Origin of the sequence: Paenibacillus lacisoli (assembly GCF_030580655.1) — a bacterium.
Lineage (GTDB): Bacteria > Bacillota > Bacilli > Paenibacillales > Paenibacillaceae > Paenibacillus > Paenibacillus lacisoli.
The window spans coordinates 63,676-83,108 of the sequence record NZ_JAUQTB010000002.1 but is presented as its reverse complement, the minus strand read 5'-3'; the positions used below and the strand labels follow the sequence as shown (position 1 = coordinate 83,108).

General features: G+C 51.5%; 14 protein-coding genes. 13 read left to right on the top strand and 1 reads right to left on the bottom strand.

Annotated features, from left to right (window positions below; all coding sequences use genetic code 11):
- Positions 1 to 105 precede the first annotated feature (105 nt).
- Genes Q5741_RS04140 through rbsB form a run of 6 tightly spaced genes read left to right on the top strand, consistent with a single transcriptional unit; the run spans position 106 to position 5,769 of the window.
- Entirely contained in the window at positions 106 to 1,095 is a 990-nt protein-coding gene (locus tag Q5741_RS04140; protein ID WP_305022801.1) for a LacI family DNA-binding transcriptional regulator, read from the top strand.
- Positions 1,088 to 1,966 (top strand): ribokinase, encoded by an 879-nt coding sequence (rbsK, locus tag Q5741_RS04135; RefSeq protein WP_305022800.1) that lies wholly within the window; start codon positions 1,088 to 1,090, stop codon positions 1,964 to 1,966. The genes Q5741_RS04140 and rbsK overlap by 8 nt, the downstream gene beginning before the upstream one ends.
- A 1-nt stretch (position 1,967) precedes the next feature.
- On the top strand, positions 1,968 to 2,366 hold the full coding sequence (gene rbsD / locus Q5741_RS04130) for a D-ribose pyranase (RefSeq protein WP_305022799.1): 399 nt from the start codon (positions 1,968 to 1,970) through the stop codon (positions 2,364 to 2,366).
- 18 nt (positions 2,367 to 2,384) lie between these two features.
- Positions 2,385 to 3,866 carry a sugar ABC transporter ATP-binding protein gene (locus Q5741_RS04125; RefSeq protein WP_305022798.1) on the top strand — a complete coding sequence of 494 codons (1,482 nt, stop codon included), beginning with the start codon at positions 2,385 to 2,387 and terminating at the stop codon, positions 3,864 to 3,866.
- 1 nt (position 3,867) lies between these two features.
- A complete protein-coding gene (gene rbsC / locus Q5741_RS04120) occupies positions 3,868 to 4,836 on the top strand; it encodes a ribose ABC transporter permease RbsC (protein ID WP_305022797.1) in 969 nt (322 codons plus the stop codon).
- 15 nt (positions 4,837 to 4,851) lie between these two features.
- Entirely contained in the window at positions 4,852 to 5,769 is a 918-nt protein-coding gene (gene rbsB, locus Q5741_RS04115; RefSeq protein WP_305022796.1) for a ribose ABC transporter substrate-binding protein RbsB, read from the top strand.
- Between the two features lie 630 nt (positions 5,770 to 6,399).
- Here the strand turns inward: rbsB and Q5741_RS04110 are convergent.
- Positions 6,400 to 9,696, bottom strand: a complete 3,297-nt coding sequence (locus Q5741_RS04110; RefSeq protein ID WP_305022795.1) for a DEAD/DEAH box helicase — start codon at positions 9,694 to 9,696, stop codon at positions 6,400 to 6,402.
- Positions 9,697 to 10,002: 306 nt separating this feature from the next.
- On the opposite strand from Q5741_RS04110, the gene Q5741_RS04105 reads away from it, so the two are divergent.
- The 7 genes from Q5741_RS04105 to Q5741_RS04075 all read left to right on the top strand — a co-directional run bounded on the left by Q5741_RS04105 (position 10,003) and on the right by Q5741_RS04075 (position 19,409).
- A complete protein-coding gene (locus Q5741_RS04105) occupies positions 10,003 to 12,438 on the top strand; it encodes a bifunctional diguanylate cyclase/phosphodiesterase (RefSeq protein ID WP_305022794.1) in 2,436 nt (811 codons plus the stop codon).
- Positions 12,439 to 12,676: 238 nt separating this feature from the next.
- Positions 12,677 to 14,284 carry a PucR family transcriptional regulator gene (locus tag Q5741_RS04100; RefSeq protein WP_305022793.1) on the top strand — a complete coding sequence of 536 codons (1,608 nt, stop codon included), beginning with the start codon at positions 12,677 to 12,679 and terminating at the stop codon, positions 14,282 to 14,284.
- A 161-nt stretch (positions 14,285 to 14,445) separates the two neighbouring features.
- On the top strand, positions 14,446 to 15,000 hold the full coding sequence (uraD, locus tag Q5741_RS04095) for a 2-oxo-4-hydroxy-4-carboxy-5-ureidoimidazoline decarboxylase (RefSeq protein ID WP_305022792.1): 555 nt from the start codon (positions 14,446 to 14,448) through the stop codon (positions 14,998 to 15,000).
- Positions 15,001 to 15,005: 5 nt separating this feature from the next.
- On the top strand, positions 15,006 to 15,380 hold the full coding sequence (gene uraH / locus Q5741_RS04090; RefSeq protein ID WP_305022791.1) for a hydroxyisourate hydrolase: 375 nt from the start codon (positions 15,006 to 15,008) through the stop codon (positions 15,378 to 15,380).
- A gap of 91 nt (positions 15,381 to 15,471) precedes the next feature.
- Positions 15,472 to 16,878, top strand: coding sequence for an allantoinase AllB (gene allB / locus Q5741_RS04085; RefSeq protein WP_305022790.1), 1,407 nt, complete (start codon positions 15,472 to 15,474; stop codon positions 16,876 to 16,878).
- Complete coding sequence (locus Q5741_RS04080; protein ID WP_305022789.1) at positions 16,871 to 18,172, top strand: Zn-dependent hydrolase; 1,302 nt, start codon at positions 16,871 to 16,873, stop codon at positions 18,170 to 18,172. Before allB ends, Q5741_RS04080 begins: the two co-directional genes overlap by 8 nt.
- A complete protein-coding gene (locus tag Q5741_RS04075) occupies positions 18,159 to 19,409 on the top strand; it encodes a pyridoxal-phosphate-dependent aminotransferase family protein (protein ID WP_305022787.1) in 1,251 nt (416 codons plus the stop codon). Before Q5741_RS04080 ends, Q5741_RS04075 begins: the two co-directional genes overlap by 14 nt.
- The last annotated feature ends 24 nt before the right edge of the window (positions 19,410 to 19,433 follow it).

Here is a 19,433-nt window from a genome sequence, read left to right as displayed (position 1 = left end):
CCAAGTACCTAAGAGATAGAAAAGGTTGCAAAGATCTATCTCATGTGATATCTTCAATGTGTAACCGGTTACAGAAACGGGTTATAGCATAAGAGGTGAAGGTTTATGGTCACAATCAAGGAAGTAGCCCGTTTGGCCGGAGTATCTGTCGCTACCGTGTCCAGGGTCATTAATGAGACCGGATATGTACATGAAGATACGCGCCGCAAGGTGGAAGCCGCTGTCCAGACGTTGAACTATACACCCAATGAGGTCGCACGATCGCTTTATAAGAAGAAATCAAGACTTATTGGATTGCTGCTGCCGGACATCGCGAACCCCTACTTTCCACAGCTGGCAAGAGGGGTCGAAGATATTATGCAGGAGAATGATTTCCGGCTGATCTTCGGTAACAGTGATGAGAATCGTAGTAAAGAGCTCGAATATATGCAGACCTTTGTACAAAATAATGTCGTCGGCGTCATCTCCTCCACAATGGATGCGGAAGCAGATGCCTACCAGAAGCTGAAGATGCCGGTTGTGTTTCTGGACCGTACTTCCAATGATAGTCCAGCCGTCTATGCGGATGGACGCGAAGGGGGGCGGCTTGCGGCGCAGGCGCTGGTGAGATGCGGAAGCCGCAGCATTACCATTATGCGCGGACCGGAGCATATCCGGCCGGCTCAGGACCGGTTTGAGGGGGCGGCACAGTTTCTGGCTGAGTCAGGAGTCTTGTATGAGACACTGCAGACCAACTCCTTCTCCTTCCATGAAGCAGAATACTGGGCTGCGGAATTATTCAATCGTTTTCCTGAGACCGACGGGGTCGTTGCCAGTAATGATATTGTCGCGATGGCCGTGCTGCAGGAGGCACACCGGCTTGGCCGTAAAGTACCGGACGATCTGCAGATTGTGGGATTTGACGATATCCCGCTCAGCCGGCTGTTGTCCCCATCGTTATCCACCGTTCATCAGCCTGCTTATGAGATGGGGAGAGCTGCCGGAAATCTGCTGATTCAGCTGATTGAGCAGCAAGAGCCGCCGGAGAGAAATATTCAGATGCCTGTCCAGTTCATTGAACGGGACACAACCAGAAAGGTGAGAGAACATGGCTAAAATTTGTGTGATTGGAAGCAGCTCCATGGATCTGGTCGTTACATCGGCCAAACGTCCAGGAGCAGGAGAAACAGTGCTCGGAGAGAGCTTCAAGACAGTACCCGGTGGTAAAGGAGCCAACCAGGCTGTGGCGGCTGCCCGTCTGGGAGCTGAAGTTACGATGATCGGCCGAGTGGGAGACGATCACTTCGGAGAGCAAATCATAACCAACTTCAAGCAAAACGGAGTTTCTGTAAGTCATGTGGAACCGGTTACAGGTATGGAAAGCGGTACTGCTCATATCGTATTGGCTGAAGGCGACAACAGCATTGTTGTTGTTAAGGCGGCCAACGACGAAGTGACACCGGCTTATATTGACCGTGCTGCCCAGGTGATCCAGACGGCAGATATCGTGATGATCCAGCAGGAAATCCCGGAAGAGACGGTGGTCCATGTCAGTGAGCTTTGCGCACAATATAATGTCAAGCTTCTGCTCAATCCTGCGCCTGCCCGTCCGATTCCAGCCCAAGTCATTGAGAATGCGGCTTATATTACGCCCAACGAGCATGAGGCTTCCATTATCTTTGAAGGATTAAGTCCGCAGGAAGCGCTCCGCCAATATCCGAACAAACTGTTCGTGACAGAAGGCAGTAACGGCGTTCGATATTATAATGGCGAGCAGGAGATCGTAGTTCCTACCTACAAGGTAGAGGCTGTGGATACGACTGGAGCCGGGGACACGTTTAACGCTGCTTTCGCTGTTGCGCTTGCTGAGGGCAAAACGCTGCAGGACAGCGTCAGATTTGCAAACCGGGCTGCCTCGATATCAGTCACAAAATTTGGTGCGCAGGGTGGAATGCCTTCCCGCCAGGAAGTGGAGGCGCAGCTGTAAAATGAAGAAAAATGGCATCTTGAACAGTCATATATCAAAGGTGCTGGCAGATCTCGGGCATACGGACACGATTGTCGTGTCCGATGTCGGTCTCCCGGTTCCTGAAGGCGTTACCAAAATCGACCTGGCACTGAAGCTCGGTGTACCCAGCTTCAAAGAAGTGCTGGCCGAGCTTGCTGCAGACATGGTGGTGGAGAAGATTACTATTGCGAGTGAAATGGAATGTGACAATCCGGAAGCTCTGGACGATATCCGGACAACCTTCAGCGGTTGTACGATTGAAGCCTGTGCGCATGAGGACTTCAAGCAGAAGACCCGGTCGGCCAAGGTCGTGATCCGTACGGGTGAGGCCAAACCATATGCCAACTGCATTTTGCAGGCCGGCGTTCATTTCGGCTAAAGAGGAGGAGAAGACAGCATGAATATCCAGATGAATAATATCCACAAATCCTTTGGCACAAACCGTGTCTTGTCCGGCGTAGACTTTGATCTGCGTGAAGGAGAGGTTCATGCCCTGATGGGTGAGAACGGGGCAGGGAAATCTACGCTGATGAACATTCTGATCGGACTGCATGCGAGAGATGAAGGCATCATTATGATCGATGGGAAGGAAACATATTTTGCGAATCCCAAAGAAGCGGAGCGCAGCGGTATCGCTTTCATCCATCAAGAGCTTAATATTTGGCCGGAAATGACCGTTCTGGACAACCTGTTCATTGGCAAGGAGATGACGAACAAATTCGGCTGGCTCAGCACCAAGGAAATGAAAGCGTTAGCACAGGAGCAGCTGGACCGTCTGTCTGTTTCACTTCCACTGCTCAGCGAAGCCGGTGCCTGCTCGGTTGGACAGCAGCAGATGATTGAAATTGCTAAGGCACTGATGACCCGGGCAAGAGTAATCGTCATGGATGAACCTACGGCAGCTCTGACGGAGCGGGAAATCCAGAAGCTGTTCGAGGTTATTCGCGCCCTGAAAAAAGAGGGTGTCTCTATTGTCTATATTTCGCACCGGATGGAGGAGATTTTCGCGATCTGTGACCGGATTACCATCATGCGGGATGGCCGGACGGTCGATACGAAAGACATTCCAGAGACCAACTTTGATGAAGTGGTCCGCAAAATGGTCGGCCGTGAGCTGACCGAGCGTTATCCGTCCAGACACCCTTCCCCGGGCCGCAAGGTGCTGGAAGTGAAGGGGCTGACCCGTCAAGGCTGGTTCGAGAATGTGAACTTTGATGTGCATGAAGGGGAAATTGTCGGCTTCTCGGGCTTGATGGGCTCCGGTCGGACGGAAATGATGCGCTCCCTGTTCGGACTTGATCCGCTGGACGGCGGAGAAGTTATCATGAAGGGGCATCCGGTACGGATTCGGAAACCGGTGGATGCGGTCAAGCATGGCATCGGTTTTATTACCGAGGACCGCAAGGATGAAGGATTGATTCTGGATTTCTCCATTCGTGAGAATATGGCTTTAACCAATTTGTTCAGCTTTTCGAATAAGGGTTTTATCTCTGGTGCAAAGGAAAAAGACTTTGTCGATACGCTGATCAAGAGACTGCAGATCAAAACCCAGTCCGCGGAAACAGCGGCAGGTAATCTGTCAGGCGGCAACCAACAGAAAGTGGTTATCGCCAAATGGGTAGGGATCGGTCCGAGCCTGCTTATTCTCGATGAGCCTACACGCGGCGTAGACGTGGGTGCCAAGCGGGAAATCTACCAGCTCATGAACGAGCTGACCGAGCGGGGGGTTGCCATTATTATGGTATCGTCGGAGCTGCCCGAGGTATTGGGGATGAGTGACAGGATCGTTGTCGTGCATGAAGGCCGGATTGCCGGCGAGCTGACACGTGAAGAGGCAACACAAGAGAATATTATGACGTTAGCTACAGGAGGACAGTAATATGACAACCATGAGTAACGCTAAAGGACAAAAAGGCTTTAAAGTGTCAGACATCACGCAAAAGCTTGGACCGCTGCTCGGCTTGATTATCCTGATTATCATCGTTTCCGTGCTGAATCCAAGTTTCTTGGAACCGCTTAACATTCTGAACCTGCTCCGCCAGGTTTCCATTAACGCACTGATTGCCTTCGGAATGACCTTTGTCATCCTGACCGGCGGTATCGATTTGTCTGTAGGCTCCATCCTTGCATTATCCAGTGCCTTTGTGGCCAATATGATGGTCGCGGGCTTTGATCCCATTCTTGCTATCATTATCGGCTGCCTGCTAGGCGGTGTTATGGGGATGGTCAACGGCTTGATGATTACAAAGGGTAAAATGGCTCCTTTTATCGCAACACTTGCCACGATGACAATCTTCCGTGGTTTGACTTTGGTCTATACGGACGGCAATCCGATTACCAATCTGGGCGACAGCCTGCTGTTCCAGTTGTTCGGCCGCGGCTATCAATTCGGCATTCCAGTGCCGGCGATTACGATGATTATTACATTTGCTGTACTGTGGATGATTCTTCATAAAACGTCGTTCGGTCGTAAAACCTACGCGATCGGCGGTAATGAGAAAGCTTCCATCGTATCCGGTATCAAGGTTGACCGTGTTAAAATTATGATTTATTCCCTGGCAGGTATGCTATCTGCCCTGGCCGGCTCCATTCTGACATCCCGTCTGAATTCGGCGCAGCCGACGGCGGGTACATCCTATGAACTGGACGCCATTGCCGCGGTTGTTCTGGGAGGAACCAGCCTGTCCGGCGGCCGCGGCCGCATCGTGGGTACGCTGATTGGTGTGCTGATTATCGGCACGCTGAACAATGGCTTGAACCTGCTTGGCGTCAATTCGTTCTATCAGATGGTCGTCAAAGGGGTCGTTATCGCAATTGCCGTACTCATTGACCGCAAGAAATCCGCATAAAGGAGAAGACTAACTATGAAAAAAACATCATTGTTCCTGATATCGCTGCTGCTGATTCTGATGACAGGCTGCTCACTGGAGCCGCCGGAATGGGCGAAGCCGGCCAACACCAACAATCCCAAAGAAATGAAGATAGGCCTGTCGATCTCAACTCTGAACAATCCGTTTTTTGTAGCACTGAAGGACGGGGTTGTTGCAGAAGCCAAGAAGCAGGGGATTGAGGTCATTGTGGTAGACGCCCAGAATGACTCGGCCAAACAAAGCAACGACGTGGATGACCTGATTCAGAAAGGCGTGAATGCCCTGCTGATTAACCCGACCGACTCATCCGCGATCTCCACGGTGGTCCAATCGGCCAACAGTCTGAATATCCCGGTAATCACCCTGGACCGCTCGGCAGACAAAGGAGACGTGAAAGCGCTCGTTGCCTCCGACAATGTCAAGGGAGGCCAAATGGCTGCTGAATATATCGTCTCCAAGGTTGGTAAAAATGCAAAAGTTATCGAACTGGAAGGCGTACCGGGTGCCTCTGCAACCCGTGAACGCGGCAAAGGTTTTCATGAAGTGGCAGATAAGCAGCTGAATGTGATTGCCAAGCAGGCTGCCGATTTTGACCGTACCAAGGGGTTGAACGTTATGGAGAATCTGCTCCAGGGTAACCCGGATGTTCAGGCTGTGTTTGCTCATAATGACGAGATGGCTCTGGGGGCTATCGAAGCGATCAAGAGCTCCGGCAAGGACATTCCGGTCGTCGGCTTTGACGGTAACGAGGATGCGCTGAATTCGATCAAGGCAGGTGCTCTGACTGCTACCGTAGCCCAGCAGCCTGACCTGATTGGTCAGATGGCTGTACAGGCTGCCAGAGATGTTCTGCAGGGCAAAACGGTGGAGAAATCCATCCCGGCTCCGCTGAAGCTGGTTACCAAAGAATAAAGATCTGAAGACCGCACAGGTATTTGCATATGGTTAAAGTTAATCCCGTACCTTTGGAAAGGTACGGGATTTTTTGTTTAAAAATACAAGGCTGCAGGTAAATCCCAAGATCAGCTCAGCCGGCCAGAAGAACCACAATAACAACTGTGCCTCAGGTGAGGAAAGCGGATTACCGCCGATCGCTGTGGGAATCAAAGTACCGATCAGAGCATAACCGACGAGGGTTAGAATAATTTTAATACTGCGGGTTTGATGTAACGGGTAATGAGCCAGTAAACTAAAAACGTTAACGGGACGTTAATCATAAAATAAAAGTAAAACAGATATAATGACCTGCCTACTCCTTGAACATTTTGATGAAAAGCAATTTGACCGCCTTTTTGATACAGCCAATCGCCTGCCATCCATGAGAGAATTAATCCGATTATCGCTACAATACTTTGAAGGAATACTTTCAAGTCATCACCTCATCCTATAAAATGTTGAATTCACGTATAGCAAAAGATCTGAGCCGGGTCCGCAGTCGCCGAACTACCCGAATTGCATTACAGTACAAAGTGAAAATACAGTACAAAGTGAAAACCCTCCTTACCTGGTGTCTGGATAAGGAGGGTTAGTTGTATGTGAGGGTCATATCGAGAGAATACTGCGGATTTCTTCCTCCGTAAGGGAAGACTGCGATTCCTCGCCAGGTGCGATCACTTCTTCGATCAAATTTTTCTTCGACTGCTGAAGCTCGTACATCTTGTCTTCCACCGTACCATGTGTGATCATGCGAATGACTTGAACCACATTTGTTTGTCCCATGCGATGGGCGCGGTCTGCAGCCTGCTGCTCTACCGCAGGATTCCACCACAGATCATACAGGATGACCGTATCGGCACCTGTTAGATTCAACCCGGTACCTCCTGCCTTCAGCGAGATCAGGAAAAGTTCGTGCTCGCCCTGGTTGAAGCGGTCACACATCTCCACGCGTTCGGCAGAAGGTGTAGACCCATCGAGGTAGAAATGAGGGATACCCTTGAAGCCAAGCTCGCGGCTGATGATCCCCAGCATCCCGGTAAATTGGGAGAAGATCAGCATCCGCTTGCCGGCACTGCGGCATTCTTCGATAAGCTCCATTAACTGCTCGAATTTGGCGGAAGTACCACTGTATCCTTCTACGAACAAGGCAGGATGGCAGCACAGCTGGCGGAGGCGTGTCAGTCCGGCCAGAATCTTGATGCGCGTCTTCTGGAACCCTTCTTCGTCCAAATGCTTGAGGGTCTCGTGACGCAGTCTGGCCAGATAAGCGGCATACAGCTTTTTCTGTTCAGGCAGCAGCTCTGTAGCCTGCACAGTTTCAATTTTGTCCGGCAGATCCTTCAGCACGTCCGTCTTTAGTCTGCGCAGCAGGAAGGGGCGGATCATTGCAGCGATTTGACTGCGGGGCATTTCACTAAAAGCTTTCCGGCCAGGGAACAGTACGGGCAGAATGACATGAAAAATCGACCAGAGCTCTTCGAGAGCATTCTCTACTGGTGTGCCCGTCAAGGCAAATCGCTGATCCCCCTGGATCGAGCGAACCGCTTGAGCAGTCTGTGTAGTATGATTCTTAAACGTCTGCGCCTCATCCAGAAATACCGTGTGGAAATGATATTCCGCGAAAAATTCTGCATCCATTCTGAGCAGCGGATAGGATGTGATTACGACATCCCTGTGCTCTGCGCGTCTGACTGCCGAACGCCGCTCAGTAAGGCCGCCATCATATACAACTGCGTTGATATGGGGTGTAAACTTCTTCAGCTCCTGCTGCCAGTTATAGACGAGGGAAGAGGGGCAGACAATTAGGGCAGGCTGCCCGCTTGCCCGGATGTCATCCAGAACGGAAGCGAGATAAGTGATGGACTGGAGTGTTTTGCCAAGGCCCATATCATCTGCAAGAATGCCGCCAAACTTGTAGCGGGCCAGCGTCTTCATCCATTGATATCCATGGACCTGATACTCCCGCAGAATAGGCTGGAGCTGCTCAGGAACCGGGAAGGCGGATAACGCAGGCTGCTTCAGCTCCTGCAAAAGAGCCTCTACGGCTGGCTCCATTTCAATCGCTCTTCCATCAAGCGGCTCTTCTAACAGGTGGAGACCGCGTACGACCGGAATATGGAGGGTTCCGTTACCCAACTCGGATTTGCGGATGCCTAATTCGTTCATCATATGAACGATATTCTGCATGTCCTCGGTCTCCAGGGGCATCAATGCTCCGTTCGCCATACGGTAATAGCGGCGTTTCTCCATCAAGGATTGAATAACGAGCTTGATCTCTTTCTCCGGGATGCCATCCAGTTGAAATGAGAACTCCAGCCAGTCGTTGCGGCGCTGATCCAGGTTGATCCGGACCTTGGGAGGTGCCAGGCTGGAATAGAGACGATTCTTGACTGCTGTGGTCGCATACACCTGCATCAGCTTTTCCAGCTGAGGAAGCGTGTGGTACAGAAAGTCAAACTCGGCATCCTCACTTTCCATAAAGTAACCGGCTTCGGTTCTGCCGAAGGAGGCTGTCTCCATCAGCTGAAGAATCTGCTGCTCCTTTTGCCCGTCCCGGACCAGAATACGATGCTCCCCATGCTGCCGGGGATTTTCCTCTAAAGGGTTAAGAACCAGATCGCCGTATTGAAATTCGAGTCCTGCAAGCAGCCTGCTCTTGATCCGGTCCAGGTACAGCCTAGCTTGCAGCGGATGATGAACCATTCGTTCAGACACGGACTGGCTGATCTGAACACGTCCCATTTTCATTAACTCAGGGACAACCTTGTCCATAAAGGGCTGCATTTGTTCAGGGGTAAGCGGAATGGAACGCCGGGGACTGCGCCCTGCGACGGATTGCAGCTCGGACAGCCTTCGACAATGTTCCGCAGCAGCCCGGTAAAGCTTGGCGTTCGCGATGATGATCTGATAATCCGTCATGACGGTAATGGCATCCAGTCCCTCGATATGCAGCTGGAATCCTTCGGCTTCCGACTCACTGAATTCATAACGGAGCGGCAGAGGCTCATACGAGAGAACAACCTCCTGTGAGAATTTTCCTTCATGTTCAAAACTGGATGACGGAGCATCCGTCAACTCGGGCAGCAGCCGTTCCCAGGCAGCTGGCGGGATCAGCAGCATCCGCTCACCACCTGCACTTTTGGCAGTATTCCTGGATGTGACCGTCTCCCGGTACAGCCGTTCATTCAGCGCGGACTGGATGAGCTGCTTCAGTACAGCTTCATCTCTGGCCGTGAAGTTGTGCAGCCGGGGATCATACGTGAACTGACGGGTGAATACATAGGGCTTCCCGGTTTCGATTGCTCGCAGAAATTCGCGAATATTTTGAACAATATATAAACGCTGGGGACCAGCTTTGATCTCGATGCCGAACATCCAGCGGTCTTCGCGGTAGGAATAAGGCTGGCAGATGAATTCCACCTTGAGAGGCTGCCGGAGCTGCAGGTGATGATCCGAGATGGACGGCTTCTTCAGGCTGCTGAACAGCTCCAGCACAGCGTCTGCCTGGGTTGTCCTGCTTCTGGAAGAGAATGCCCTTGCTTGTTCACCAGCAGGGGGAGCGGCATCAAGCGGGCTTGGCGCATAGGCTTTGACGGGCTCGTCACCGAAATTCTCCTGATCGTGGACGGCCAGCAAAACTGCTGCGATGTGCTGACAATATCCCGATGCAGTGCGTGCAAGTCCGCAGCTGCAGCTTGCCTGCACATCGCCATGCTGATCCAGGGTCACATGAATTTGATCTGTCATCTGCCTTCCGAACTTAACTTCCGCTGCAAATCTTCCGTTCGCCGCATCGTATATTTGAAATGATATTTTGCGATTGAGGCAATAACGCTCGCCCGTTGCAAAATGGGCCGGACCACACAGCAGTTTGATCACCCTGCGGGTTAATCTGAAACTCATGCTTTTTCCTTCCTTCTTCTAGAGACTGTACAATTCTGCTGCTGTATTTATGATAGCAAGAAATGAATTTGGAAGAAACCGCTGCAGCAGTCTGGAAAAGTGCAGGAAAATAGAGGAGAATAGCGAAAAATAATATAAGGTAAAAAGACCTAGTCGAGAACGGAGGGTATGAAGGAATATTGGATAAGAAAACCAGAATTATTTACTAAAATAAGTTATAAGTCCTGCAAATTTGGGTAATGAGATATGATTCAGAATCATTATATGCAGCCCTGAGGACTGATCGGGTTGTGAAAGAGGTCGCTTATGCAGAATTTAATTACTTCCTTATCCTTTCATTGGAACTGGCTTATGCTTGCATTAGCAGCCAGTATTGCCGGAACGGCGGTTATCGCTTTTGGTTCTATCGGGGCTTCCATGCGGTCCTCGGCAGAAGCTGATAAATGGAGAAAACGTGCTCTTACCGCTGGCAGTGCGTTTCTTTTTACCGTGTCTCATACACTGGTCCCATTATCCTTATCCATCCCGATTTTTCGTGATTATTACCTGATCCACCTGTTTTTTACCTTTGCAGGTTGCTATGCAGCTTCACATTTTGGCATCCAATATGCATCCAGGCCTTGGCATGGACAGGACAAGTTTATTTTATTCAGTCTGGGGCTCGCCGGAATGATCATGCTGTTTGACTACAGCAACATGCTGCTGCTCTTCCAGGACCGGACGGTGTGGAAGCCGTCACTCTTCTGGATGACTGTCGCGATCGTCATCAGTATCAGCTTTTCTATCCTTCGTGTCTTTGCGCTGTTGAATCGAAACAATGAGAACGGGCTTAGTTCTAAGCTTAACTGGCCGGGTGTGCTGATTGCCGGAATGGCGCTGTTTGGGATTCCGATGCTGTGCGCTGTGTCTGTACTTCCGATTCTCGTCCAGACCGATAGTTATACATACCTGGTGCCTTACGTTGGAATGCTCTTTCTACTGGCAGGCATCTACGCAATTCCTGATTATTTTATGAACGATCGGCAGCAGCGCCAGAGCAGGCAGCTGGCCGAAACGCAGGTTCACTATATGTCGCTCTTTGCCCATAATCCGGATAGTGTTCTGGCTTTTGATGCAAAAGGGCGAATCACGAACATTAACCGGCAGGGGGAGCTGCTGTCCAGGCGCCTTGGCCGTAATCTGATCGGCCTTCACTTTGAGGAGCTGCTGGAAGAAGAACAGCGTCAGAGGGTTGAACTGCATTTTACTCAGATTTTCAGTGGACAAGCTGACATTATGGAAGTTGAACTTAAGACCGGGGAGGGTTTGATCCTATGGGCCGAGGTCACATCCCTGCCCATTCTGGTAGAAGGGCAATTAGCTGGAGCTTACAGTATTGTCAAAGATGTATCCGCACACAAGCAGGACCAGTCAACGATACACCATCTGGCTTATCACGATGAACTGACCGGACTGGCTAACCGCCGGTTGTTCAAGATGAAGCTGGAGCAGTTTACCTCTCCGGAAGCAGAAGGGGAGCTGGTCGATCAGCCGGCTGCACCTGAGCGCTTCACATTGTTCTTTATTGACCTGGACCGTTTTAAACGGATTAACGATCTGTTCGGTCACGCCTTCGGTGACAGGGTGATCCGGCAGGCGGCCGAGAAGCTCAGAAGCTGTCTGCCAGCCGGTTCTTTTATAGCCCGGATGGGCGGCGATGAGTTCACGGTGCTGCTCCCTGAAGTCCATAATGTGGAACGGGTGAAGTGGCTGGCCTCAGAAGTGGTCAAGGAATTTGATCTTCCATTCACGGTGGATCGCAACGATGTTAAACTCTCCGCATCGGTTGGTATTTCCCGCTACCCCGATGATGCGCGTGATGCCGGGCTGCTGCTCAAGCATGCGGATACGGCCATGTATGAAGCGAAGGAGAATGGAAGTGCGCAGTACCGGTTCTACGATGCAGCCAGCGACCAGACTAGTCTGGAGCAGGTGATGCTTGAACGGGACCTTGAGAATGCCATTGCCAACGGTCAGCTTCGGCTGCTTTACCAGCCGAAGATTGACATCCGTTCCCGTCGAACGGTAGGGGTTGAGGCGCTGGTACGCTGGCAGCATCCGCTGCTGGGGACGATCCCGCCGCTCAAATTCATCCCGCTTGCTGAGAAATCCGGCATGATTGTGCCGATTGAACAGTGGGTACTGCGAACCGCCTGTATGCAGGTGAAGCAGTGGGAGCTGGAGGGGAGTGAAGTGGTACCCGTGGCTGTTAACATATCTCAGATCCACCTTATGAAGCCGGATATTTATCAATCGATTATCGATTTGCTGCAAGAACTGGATTTTCCGCCGTCTCTACTGGAGCTGGAGATTACGGAGAGTGCGATGATGCATAATGAAGAGCATGTAATCCGAATTCTGGAGAATCTGAAACAGGTGGGCGTGTCAGTTTCGATGGATGATTTTGGTACAGGGTACAGTTCGCTAAGCTACCTGCAGAGTCTGCCGATCGGCTGTCTCAAAATTGACCGCAGCTTCATTCATAAGATGGCGACCGATTCAGACAGCCGTGCCATAGCAGAAATGATCATTTCCATGGCCAAGCAGCTTGGACTTGATATCGTCGCCGAAGGTGTGGAAACAGAAGAACAGGTAGCCATGCTGCGTCATCTTGAATGCTACAATGCCCAAGGTTATTTTTACAGCAAGCCGGTACCGCCTGAGCGGGCGCTGCAGCAGATGACGGATATTCCGGCGAGTTAATATGTAAGACATAGTCCTGAAGTCAGCGTAATGAATGGATGAACTATATATTATTGAAAAAGCTTGCAGCTGTGCTGCAGGCTTTTTTGGTGCTGGATGAGATGAATACGCTGAAGCCAAAAGAAATTCATTATTTGTGTTAGAGGTGTGTTAGATATAGGTCGATAATGCGTGTTATAATCATTAACAATATAGGAATATATATACCATAACATGTCACATATAAGAGGTGATGGGGATGCACTTAACGGTAAAAGATGCGCTTCAAATTTATCCGCTATCCGAAGCGAAGCTGGTGGCCGGAGTTCAAGGCACTACGAGAACCATGAAATCCGTTAATGTGATTGATGCGCCGGATATTGCAGACTGGACCCGTTCAGGCGAAATGTTGTTTACGACAGGATTTGCGATGAAAGACAATCCGGGTGAAGCAAGGCAGCTGATGCGGAAGTTAAATGATAAAGGCTGTGCCGGCCTGGGTATCAAGCTCGGACGATTCTGGGAGCGGATCCCGTCCGCATTCCTTGAGGAAGCTGACCGGCTGCAGCTCCCGCTGCTGGAACTCCCGTTCCAGTTCACGTTCTCTGACCAGATGAACGCCTTGTTCCGCGCAGAACATGAACGGAGTACGCGTGTGCTGCAGTCTGTGCTTGAACGCCAGAAGCAGCTGATGCAGTTTGCCCTGCAATCCCGCCGTCATGACAATGTGTTCGCGGAATTGGAACAGATTCTGGCCAATCCAGTTGTCATTGTCGGTTCACGAGGACATGTGCTGTATGATCCGAATAGCTGCACCGAGCAGGCCGGTCTGTTATCTGGCTGGCCATGGAAGAGTGCATATACCCGTGTTAAATGGAACAGCGGAAGCTGTCACCGTATTCATATACAGCGTAATGAGGAGCTGCTGGGTTCTCTGCTGGTTTTTACCGAAGGAGGATTGCCGCTGCGTCCGGAGGAGGAGTTGTTCAGGCAGGCAGCAGATGTGCTTGCATTTACGATGGACTTATCCGGACGTCATCAGGCTCTGTCTAACGTACAGGAGGAGGTTCAGCAGCTTGTAGCCCGCTATCTCGAACGCAAAATGTCCTTCGGCGAGCTAGTTTCATTCACAGATAAACTGGGCTTGAACTGGCTGGCGGGTCCCTATCAATGTGTCCTGACCACCGTGGAAGGCAGTGGTCTGAGCCGGGAAAACCAGCTGGATCACCTGTTTCGTGAGCTGCATTTCAATCCGCATTTACAGCTCGGACCAGCGCTTCATTTTCAGATGGAGCAGGGGATTCTATCCTTGTACGCCAGCCTGGATCAGCGGGATGCAGGAGATGTGCTCGAGTGTCTGTTCCGGGACAATGCAGCAGAGCTTGCAAAACCGGGGGACGGAAGCGGGCCCCGGTTCTGGATCAGCAGGCTTAAGCTTGAGCCGGAGTCTCTTCGGGAAGCTTACGAGGAGTGTCAGGATACAAGGTGCCTGGCGATCCGCTTTGGCATGAAGGATCCGGTGCTGCAGTTCCAGGCGCTGGAGTTTGCGTATCTGTTCCAGCATGTGCCTGATCATGTAATGAGAACGTATTGTGAGAAGGTTCTCGAGCCCTTATCCTATGACAGCCAATCCAACCCGATGCTGATGCAGACTTTGGAAGCCTATATCGATAATGATGGTCTGATTAATGAGGCCGCCAAGCAGCTTTATGTCCATCGCAATACGGTGGCATACAGAATGGAGAAGATCAGCAGTCTGCTGCAGATGGATTTTAAGAAAACAAATGATTTATTAAAGCTCAAAATTGTGTTCACTTTTATGAATTTTCTCCGTAAAGGCGGGCAAAAAGAGATCAAAGAAAAATGATATCAGCAGCCTTCCATACGATAGGTATGGAAGGTTTTGTGTTTTATTTATAAGAATAAAGAGTGGGAATCAGGCATGAAGAACAAAAACAAAAAGAAGAGTTATAATATTTAACAAATAGATGTTAAATATATTGCCATAAATGGCGGTTCGAACCTACAATGAATAACAACAAAGATGCCGGAGGTAAAACGATGGGAGTTACCTGGGAAGAGATCAACCAATGGAAGGTTGAACAATTTATCGATACGTTTGGAACTATATATGAACATTCTCCCTGGGTTGCCGAGCTTGTATGGGAGAAGAAGCCTTTCTCCAGCTGGGAGCAGCTGCATACGGCCACCTCCAGCATTGTAGCTTCCGCCGATGAAGAGCGGCAGCTCAAGCTGCTGCGCAATCATCCTGACCTGGGCGCCAGACTGGAGCTGACGGATCATTCCCAGCATGAGCAGCAGCGGGCAGGGATCGCGGCTATGCATGAAGCTGGCCTGGAAGAGCTCCGCCAGCTTAACCGTGAATACACCGGAAAATTCGGATTTCCTTTTATTATGGCTGTACGCCATTCGACGGCAGATTTAATTTTGAATGAATTGAAGCGCAGGATACAGCTGGACCGGGAACAGGAATTTAAAGCGGCCCTGCAGGAAGTATATAAAATTGCCGGCTTTCGACTTCAGGACTGGAATGCTGAGCAGCTGCTAACGGAACAGGGGTGACAATGATGAATGAACCATCAGAAACAGGCGGTAAGCTTACCTCGCATGTACTGAATCTGGTTAACGGCCGGCCGGCCGTTCATCTTCTGATCCAGCTCTATGCCCTTCGTGACGGAAAAGTTGTGGAACGCGAACAAATTTCAGAGCGGTATACGAATGCAGATGGACGGGTGGATGCTCCCTTTATGGCAGGTAAAGAGATGCAGGAAGGGGTTTATGAACTGGTATTTCATGCTGGTGATTATCTGCGTGATCATAACATGGAGCCGGTTTTGTTCGAGATCATCCCGATTCGCTTTACGATCGCCGACCGAACAGCCAGCTATCATATCCCGCTGCTTATCGCTCCGGGAGGATACAGCACCTATCGTGGCAGCTGATAATGTGCCGCAACACAGGACCTGTGAAAACTGAAGCAGAACGATACAACAATTAAAGTTTAACCATAAACAGTCAGGGAAGTGAGTCATTATGCCAGTTCAATTGGATACTGTCATGAAGGGTGGCACTGTGATTCTGCCTGATGGCGAATACAGCCTTGATATTGGGGTTAAGGATGGCAGGATCACCCTTCTGGAAGCGGACATTGATCCTTTGCTTGCGGAGAAGGTCATGGATTGTGCCGGTAAAGTGCTTATGCCGGGTGCTGTCGATATCCATGTCCATTTTAACGAGCCAGGCCTCGGCTCCTGGGAGGGCTTTGCCACAGGTTCGGCTGCTTTGGCTGCCGGAGGATGTACGACCTACGTAGATATGCCGCTGAATGGAGTCCCGCCTACGGTTGACGTTGAGGCCTTTGAAGTCAAACGTTCTCTGGCGGAAAGCGATTCCCGCATTGACTTTGCACTGTGGGGCGGACTTGTTCCTGGGAACCGTGGCAAGCTGGCCGGTCTGTATCAGGCGGGCGTACCGGGCTTCAAGGCCTTTATGTCTGAGCCGGGCGGTGAAGGGGAGGATATCTTTGCAAGAGCAGATGATATGACCCTGCTCGCCGGCATGCAGGAAATCGCCAGACTTGGCGGGATGCTCGCCCTTCATGCGGAGAGTGACACCATCACTTCTCTGCTATCGCAGGAGATGCGTCAGGCACCAGGCGATCCAATCCGCAACTATCTGGCGTCGCGGCCGGTCGCAGCGGAGGTTGAGGCGGTAGGCAGGGCGCTGGCTTATGCGAGAATTACCGGCTGCCGGCTTCATTTTGTTCATATCAGCAGCCGGGAAGCGCTGGAACTGATTCGGGATGCCAAGGCCCGTGGAATGGCGGTGACATCGGAGTCGTGCCCGCATTATCTGTGTTTGAATGAAGAGGATGCTGTCCTCCTGGGTGCTGCTGCAAAGTGTGCACCACCGATCCGCAGCGAGGAAGAGCAGGCAAGATTATGGGAGGCTCTCCAATTAGGATTAATCGATGTCATTGCGTCAGATCATTCGCCTTGTCCTCCGGAAATGAAGAAAACAGAGCATTATTTTGACATATGGGGAGGAATTTCTGGGGCGCAGAGCACGATGCTGTTGATGCTAGAGGAAGGGTATCGGAAGCGGGGGATTGCACTTCACCGGCTCGCAGCTGTCCTGTCTGCGAATCCGGCTGTCATCACAGGACTTGATTACTGCAAAGGATCGATTGCAGTAGGAAAAGACGCCGATATTGCAGTTATCGACATGACCAAATCCTATAGGCTTACAGCAGAGGAGCTGCTGTATCGTCATACTCAAAGTCCTTACCTGGGGCGGTCATTCTCCTGCAGCATTTCAGCCGTATTCTGCCGGGGAGAACGGGTGTATACATCCGAGACAGGAGTCATTCCGGGAGCAGCCGGACGGTATATCCCTTCCCGGCTTTCACAGGAGCAGGTCAGGGGTGACGTGTATGTATAAGGAGCGACATGCAAAGGTGGAACACACCAACTCTCTGTTCCACCAATATGCACAGCGATTAAACGATCAAATAAACCATCTGGCACGGCATGGCGCTGATGCTGCAGGTGGAGTAACGCGTCTGCTCTACAGTGATACCTGGGTGCAAGCACAGGGCTATGTGCGTGAAATCATGGAAGAGAGCGGGCTGGAGACGCGTTATGACTGGGCGGGCAATCTGACGGGCAGCCTCCACGGAAGCCGGCCGGAGCTTCCTCCGGTTATCAGCGGTTCGCATATCGATTCGGTGACTCACGGGGGCAAATACGATGGAGCACTTGGTGTCCTGGCAGCCGTTTACGCGCTTGCTTATCTGAAGGCCAGCTATGGCACTCCGGTCCGCGGATTATCTGCGATTTCGCTTAGTGAAGAAGAAGGGAGCCGTTTCCCTTTCGCCTATTGGGGTTCCGGCAGTATAACCGGTGCGCGCCGGCTCGACGAACTGCAGGATATGCGGGACCGGGAGGGTATAACCCTGCTGCAGGCCATGGAGCATGCGGGCTTCGGGCCCGGCAGTGGTTATGAGGACCCTCGGGCGGCTGTAGTCCCCGGCGCATTTCTGGAGCTCCACATCGAACAGGGATGTGAGCTGGAGCGAACCAGCAGTCAGATCGGGGTCGTCACCGCCATTGTTGGGCAGAAGCGGTGGGAGGTCCTGCTCAGCGGCAAGGCGTCCCATGCGGGAACAACCCCGATGCTCTGGCGCAAGGATGCATTGGCTGGAGCTGCGGAGATGATTTTGTCCGCAGAGGCTCTGGCAGCCTGCGAAGTGGAGGGGCTGGTAGCGACAGTCGGGCACCTGCAGATTGAGCCGTCCACCAGTAATGTGGTACCGGGCGCCGTGAACTTTACGGTAGACCTGCGCCATGCGGATGCTGCCGTCCTGCAGCAGTGCGGTCAACGGCTGGCGTCGGCGTTCAAGGATATTGCAGCTGAGCGGGGACTGGAGCTGGTCTGTATGGAACGAATGCATACGGATCCCGTGCTGATGGAGCCAGGGATGATGAAGCAGGCAGCCTATTTTAGTGAACAGCTGGGCTTATCCTATATGAAGCTTAGCAGTGGAGCGGGACATGACAGCCAGATGTTCAGGGAGCTGTGTCCAACCGCAATGATTTTCGTGCCCAGCCGGGACGGGATCAGCCACAATCCGCTGGAGTATACATCAACAGAGCAAGTAACAGACGGCTTCAGACTGCTGGTAAGCATGCTGTATTACTATGGATATGGAGGGGGAGCACATGAAGAACTATAGACCGTTATCTCCTTCTTCAAGGACGATTATGACACCGGGACCCGTAGAGGCCGAGCCAAGAGTGTTGAGGGCCATGTCTTATCCGGTGCTGGGTCAGTTTGATCCAGAATTTACCCAGCTGATGAATGAATCCATGGAAATGCTGAGAGAGGTATTCTGCACCGCCAATGAATGGGCTTTTCCTGTCGATGGAACGTCTCGATCAGGTCTGGAGGCCGTACTCGTCAGTCTGATCGTACCGGGCGATGTTGTGCTTGTTCCTATATTCGGCCGTTTTGGCCTCCTGCTGGTCGAGATTGCCGAACGCTGCGGTGCAGAAGTGATTACCCTCCAGCAGGAGTGGGGCTCCGTGTTTGATCCGGAAGTCATCATTCAGTCCATACATCGGCACAAGCCTTCGCTGGTTGCTGTTGTGCACGGAGAAACCTCTACAGGTCAAATGCAGCCGCTGGGTGAGGTAGGTACTGCCTGCCGGGAGCTGGATATTCTGCTTGTGACGGATGCGGTAGCCACATTGGGCGGTACACCGGTGGAGACCGACGAATGGAAGCTGGACGCCGTGATTGGAGGGACGCAGAAGTGCCTGTCCATTCCTTCAGGCCTTGCCCCGATTACCTATAATGATCGAGTAGAAAGACGGCTGAAGCAGCGGAGATCTGTTGAAAAAGGTCTGCAGAACAGTGAGGCAGAGAGCTCACATTTGCGCATCAACAGCAACTATCTGGACCTGAGCCAGCTGCAGGATTATTGGGGCCCATCACGACTTAATCATCATACCGAGGCCACTTCTATGCAGTACGGACTGCATGAAGGTCTTCAGGTCATTCTGGAGGAGGGATTACAGGCCCGTTTTGCGAGGCACAAGCTGAATGAGGAGGCATTGGTCGCCGGGCTTCAAGCTATGGGGCTTCAGCTGTATGGTGATAAAACCAGCAAGCTGCCTGTAGTGACATGTGTTCAAATCCCAAGTTCGGTTAACGGAGAGTTCACGCGTCAAATGCTGCTGAATCATTTTGGCGTAGAAATTGCAGGTTCGTTCGGACCGCTTCAAGGAAAAATATGGAGGATCGGAACAATGGGCTACAGCTGCCGCAAAACGAATATTTTACAGGTTCTGATGGCACTGGAAGCGGTATTGATCCACCAGGGTATGAAGCTTCCTGCAGGAGAAGGAGTTCAGGCTGCACTCCACCGTTACACCCGGGAAGATTCAATTATACAACAAGCCATGCGCTGAGCCGGTTCATGCAGGGGGGAATAA

Excerpts from the sequence above, each read along its gene's own strand:
- Q5741_RS04140 (WP_305022801.1), top strand. The coding sequence starts at position 106 with ATGGTCACAATCAAGGAAGTAGCCCGTTTGGCCGGAGTATCTGTCGCT.
- rbsK (WP_305022800.1), top strand. The coding sequence starts at position 1,088 with ATGGCTAAAATTTGTGTGATTGGAAGCAGCTCCATGGATCTGGTCGTT.
- rbsD (WP_305022799.1), top strand. The coding sequence starts at position 1,968 with ATGAAGAAAAATGGCATCTTGAACAGTCATATATCAAAGGTGCTGGCA.
- Q5741_RS04125 (WP_305022798.1), top strand. The coding sequence starts at position 2,385 with ATGAATATCCAGATGAATAATATCCACAAATCCTTTGGCACAAACCGT.
- rbsC (WP_305022797.1), top strand. The coding sequence starts at position 3,868 with ATGACAACCATGAGTAACGCTAAAGGACAAAAAGGCTTTAAAGTGTCA.
- rbsB (WP_305022796.1), top strand. The coding sequence starts at position 4,852 with ATGAAAAAAACATCATTGTTCCTGATATCGCTGCTGCTGATTCTGATG.
- Q5741_RS04110 (WP_305022795.1), bottom strand. The coding sequence starts at position 9,696 with ATGAGTTTCAGATTAACCCGCAGGGTGATCAAACTGCTGTGTGGTCCG.
- Q5741_RS04105 (WP_305022794.1), top strand. The coding sequence starts at position 10,003 with ATGCAGAATTTAATTACTTCCTTATCCTTTCATTGGAACTGGCTTATG.
- Q5741_RS04100 (WP_305022793.1), top strand. The coding sequence starts at position 12,677 with ATGCACTTAACGGTAAAAGATGCGCTTCAAATTTATCCGCTATCCGAA.
- uraD (WP_305022792.1), top strand. The coding sequence starts at position 14,446 with ATGAATAACAACAAAGATGCCGGAGGTAAAACGATGGGAGTTACCTGG.
- uraH (WP_305022791.1), top strand. The coding sequence starts at position 15,006 with ATGAATGAACCATCAGAAACAGGCGGTAAGCTTACCTCGCATGTACTG.
- allB (WP_305022790.1), top strand. The coding sequence starts at position 15,472 with ATGCCAGTTCAATTGGATACTGTCATGAAGGGTGGCACTGTGATTCTG.
- Q5741_RS04080 (WP_305022789.1), top strand. The coding sequence starts at position 16,871 with ATGTATAAGGAGCGACATGCAAAGGTGGAACACACCAACTCTCTGTTC.
- Q5741_RS04075 (WP_305022787.1), top strand. The coding sequence starts at position 18,159 with ATGAAGAACTATAGACCGTTATCTCCTTCTTCAAGGACGATTATGACA.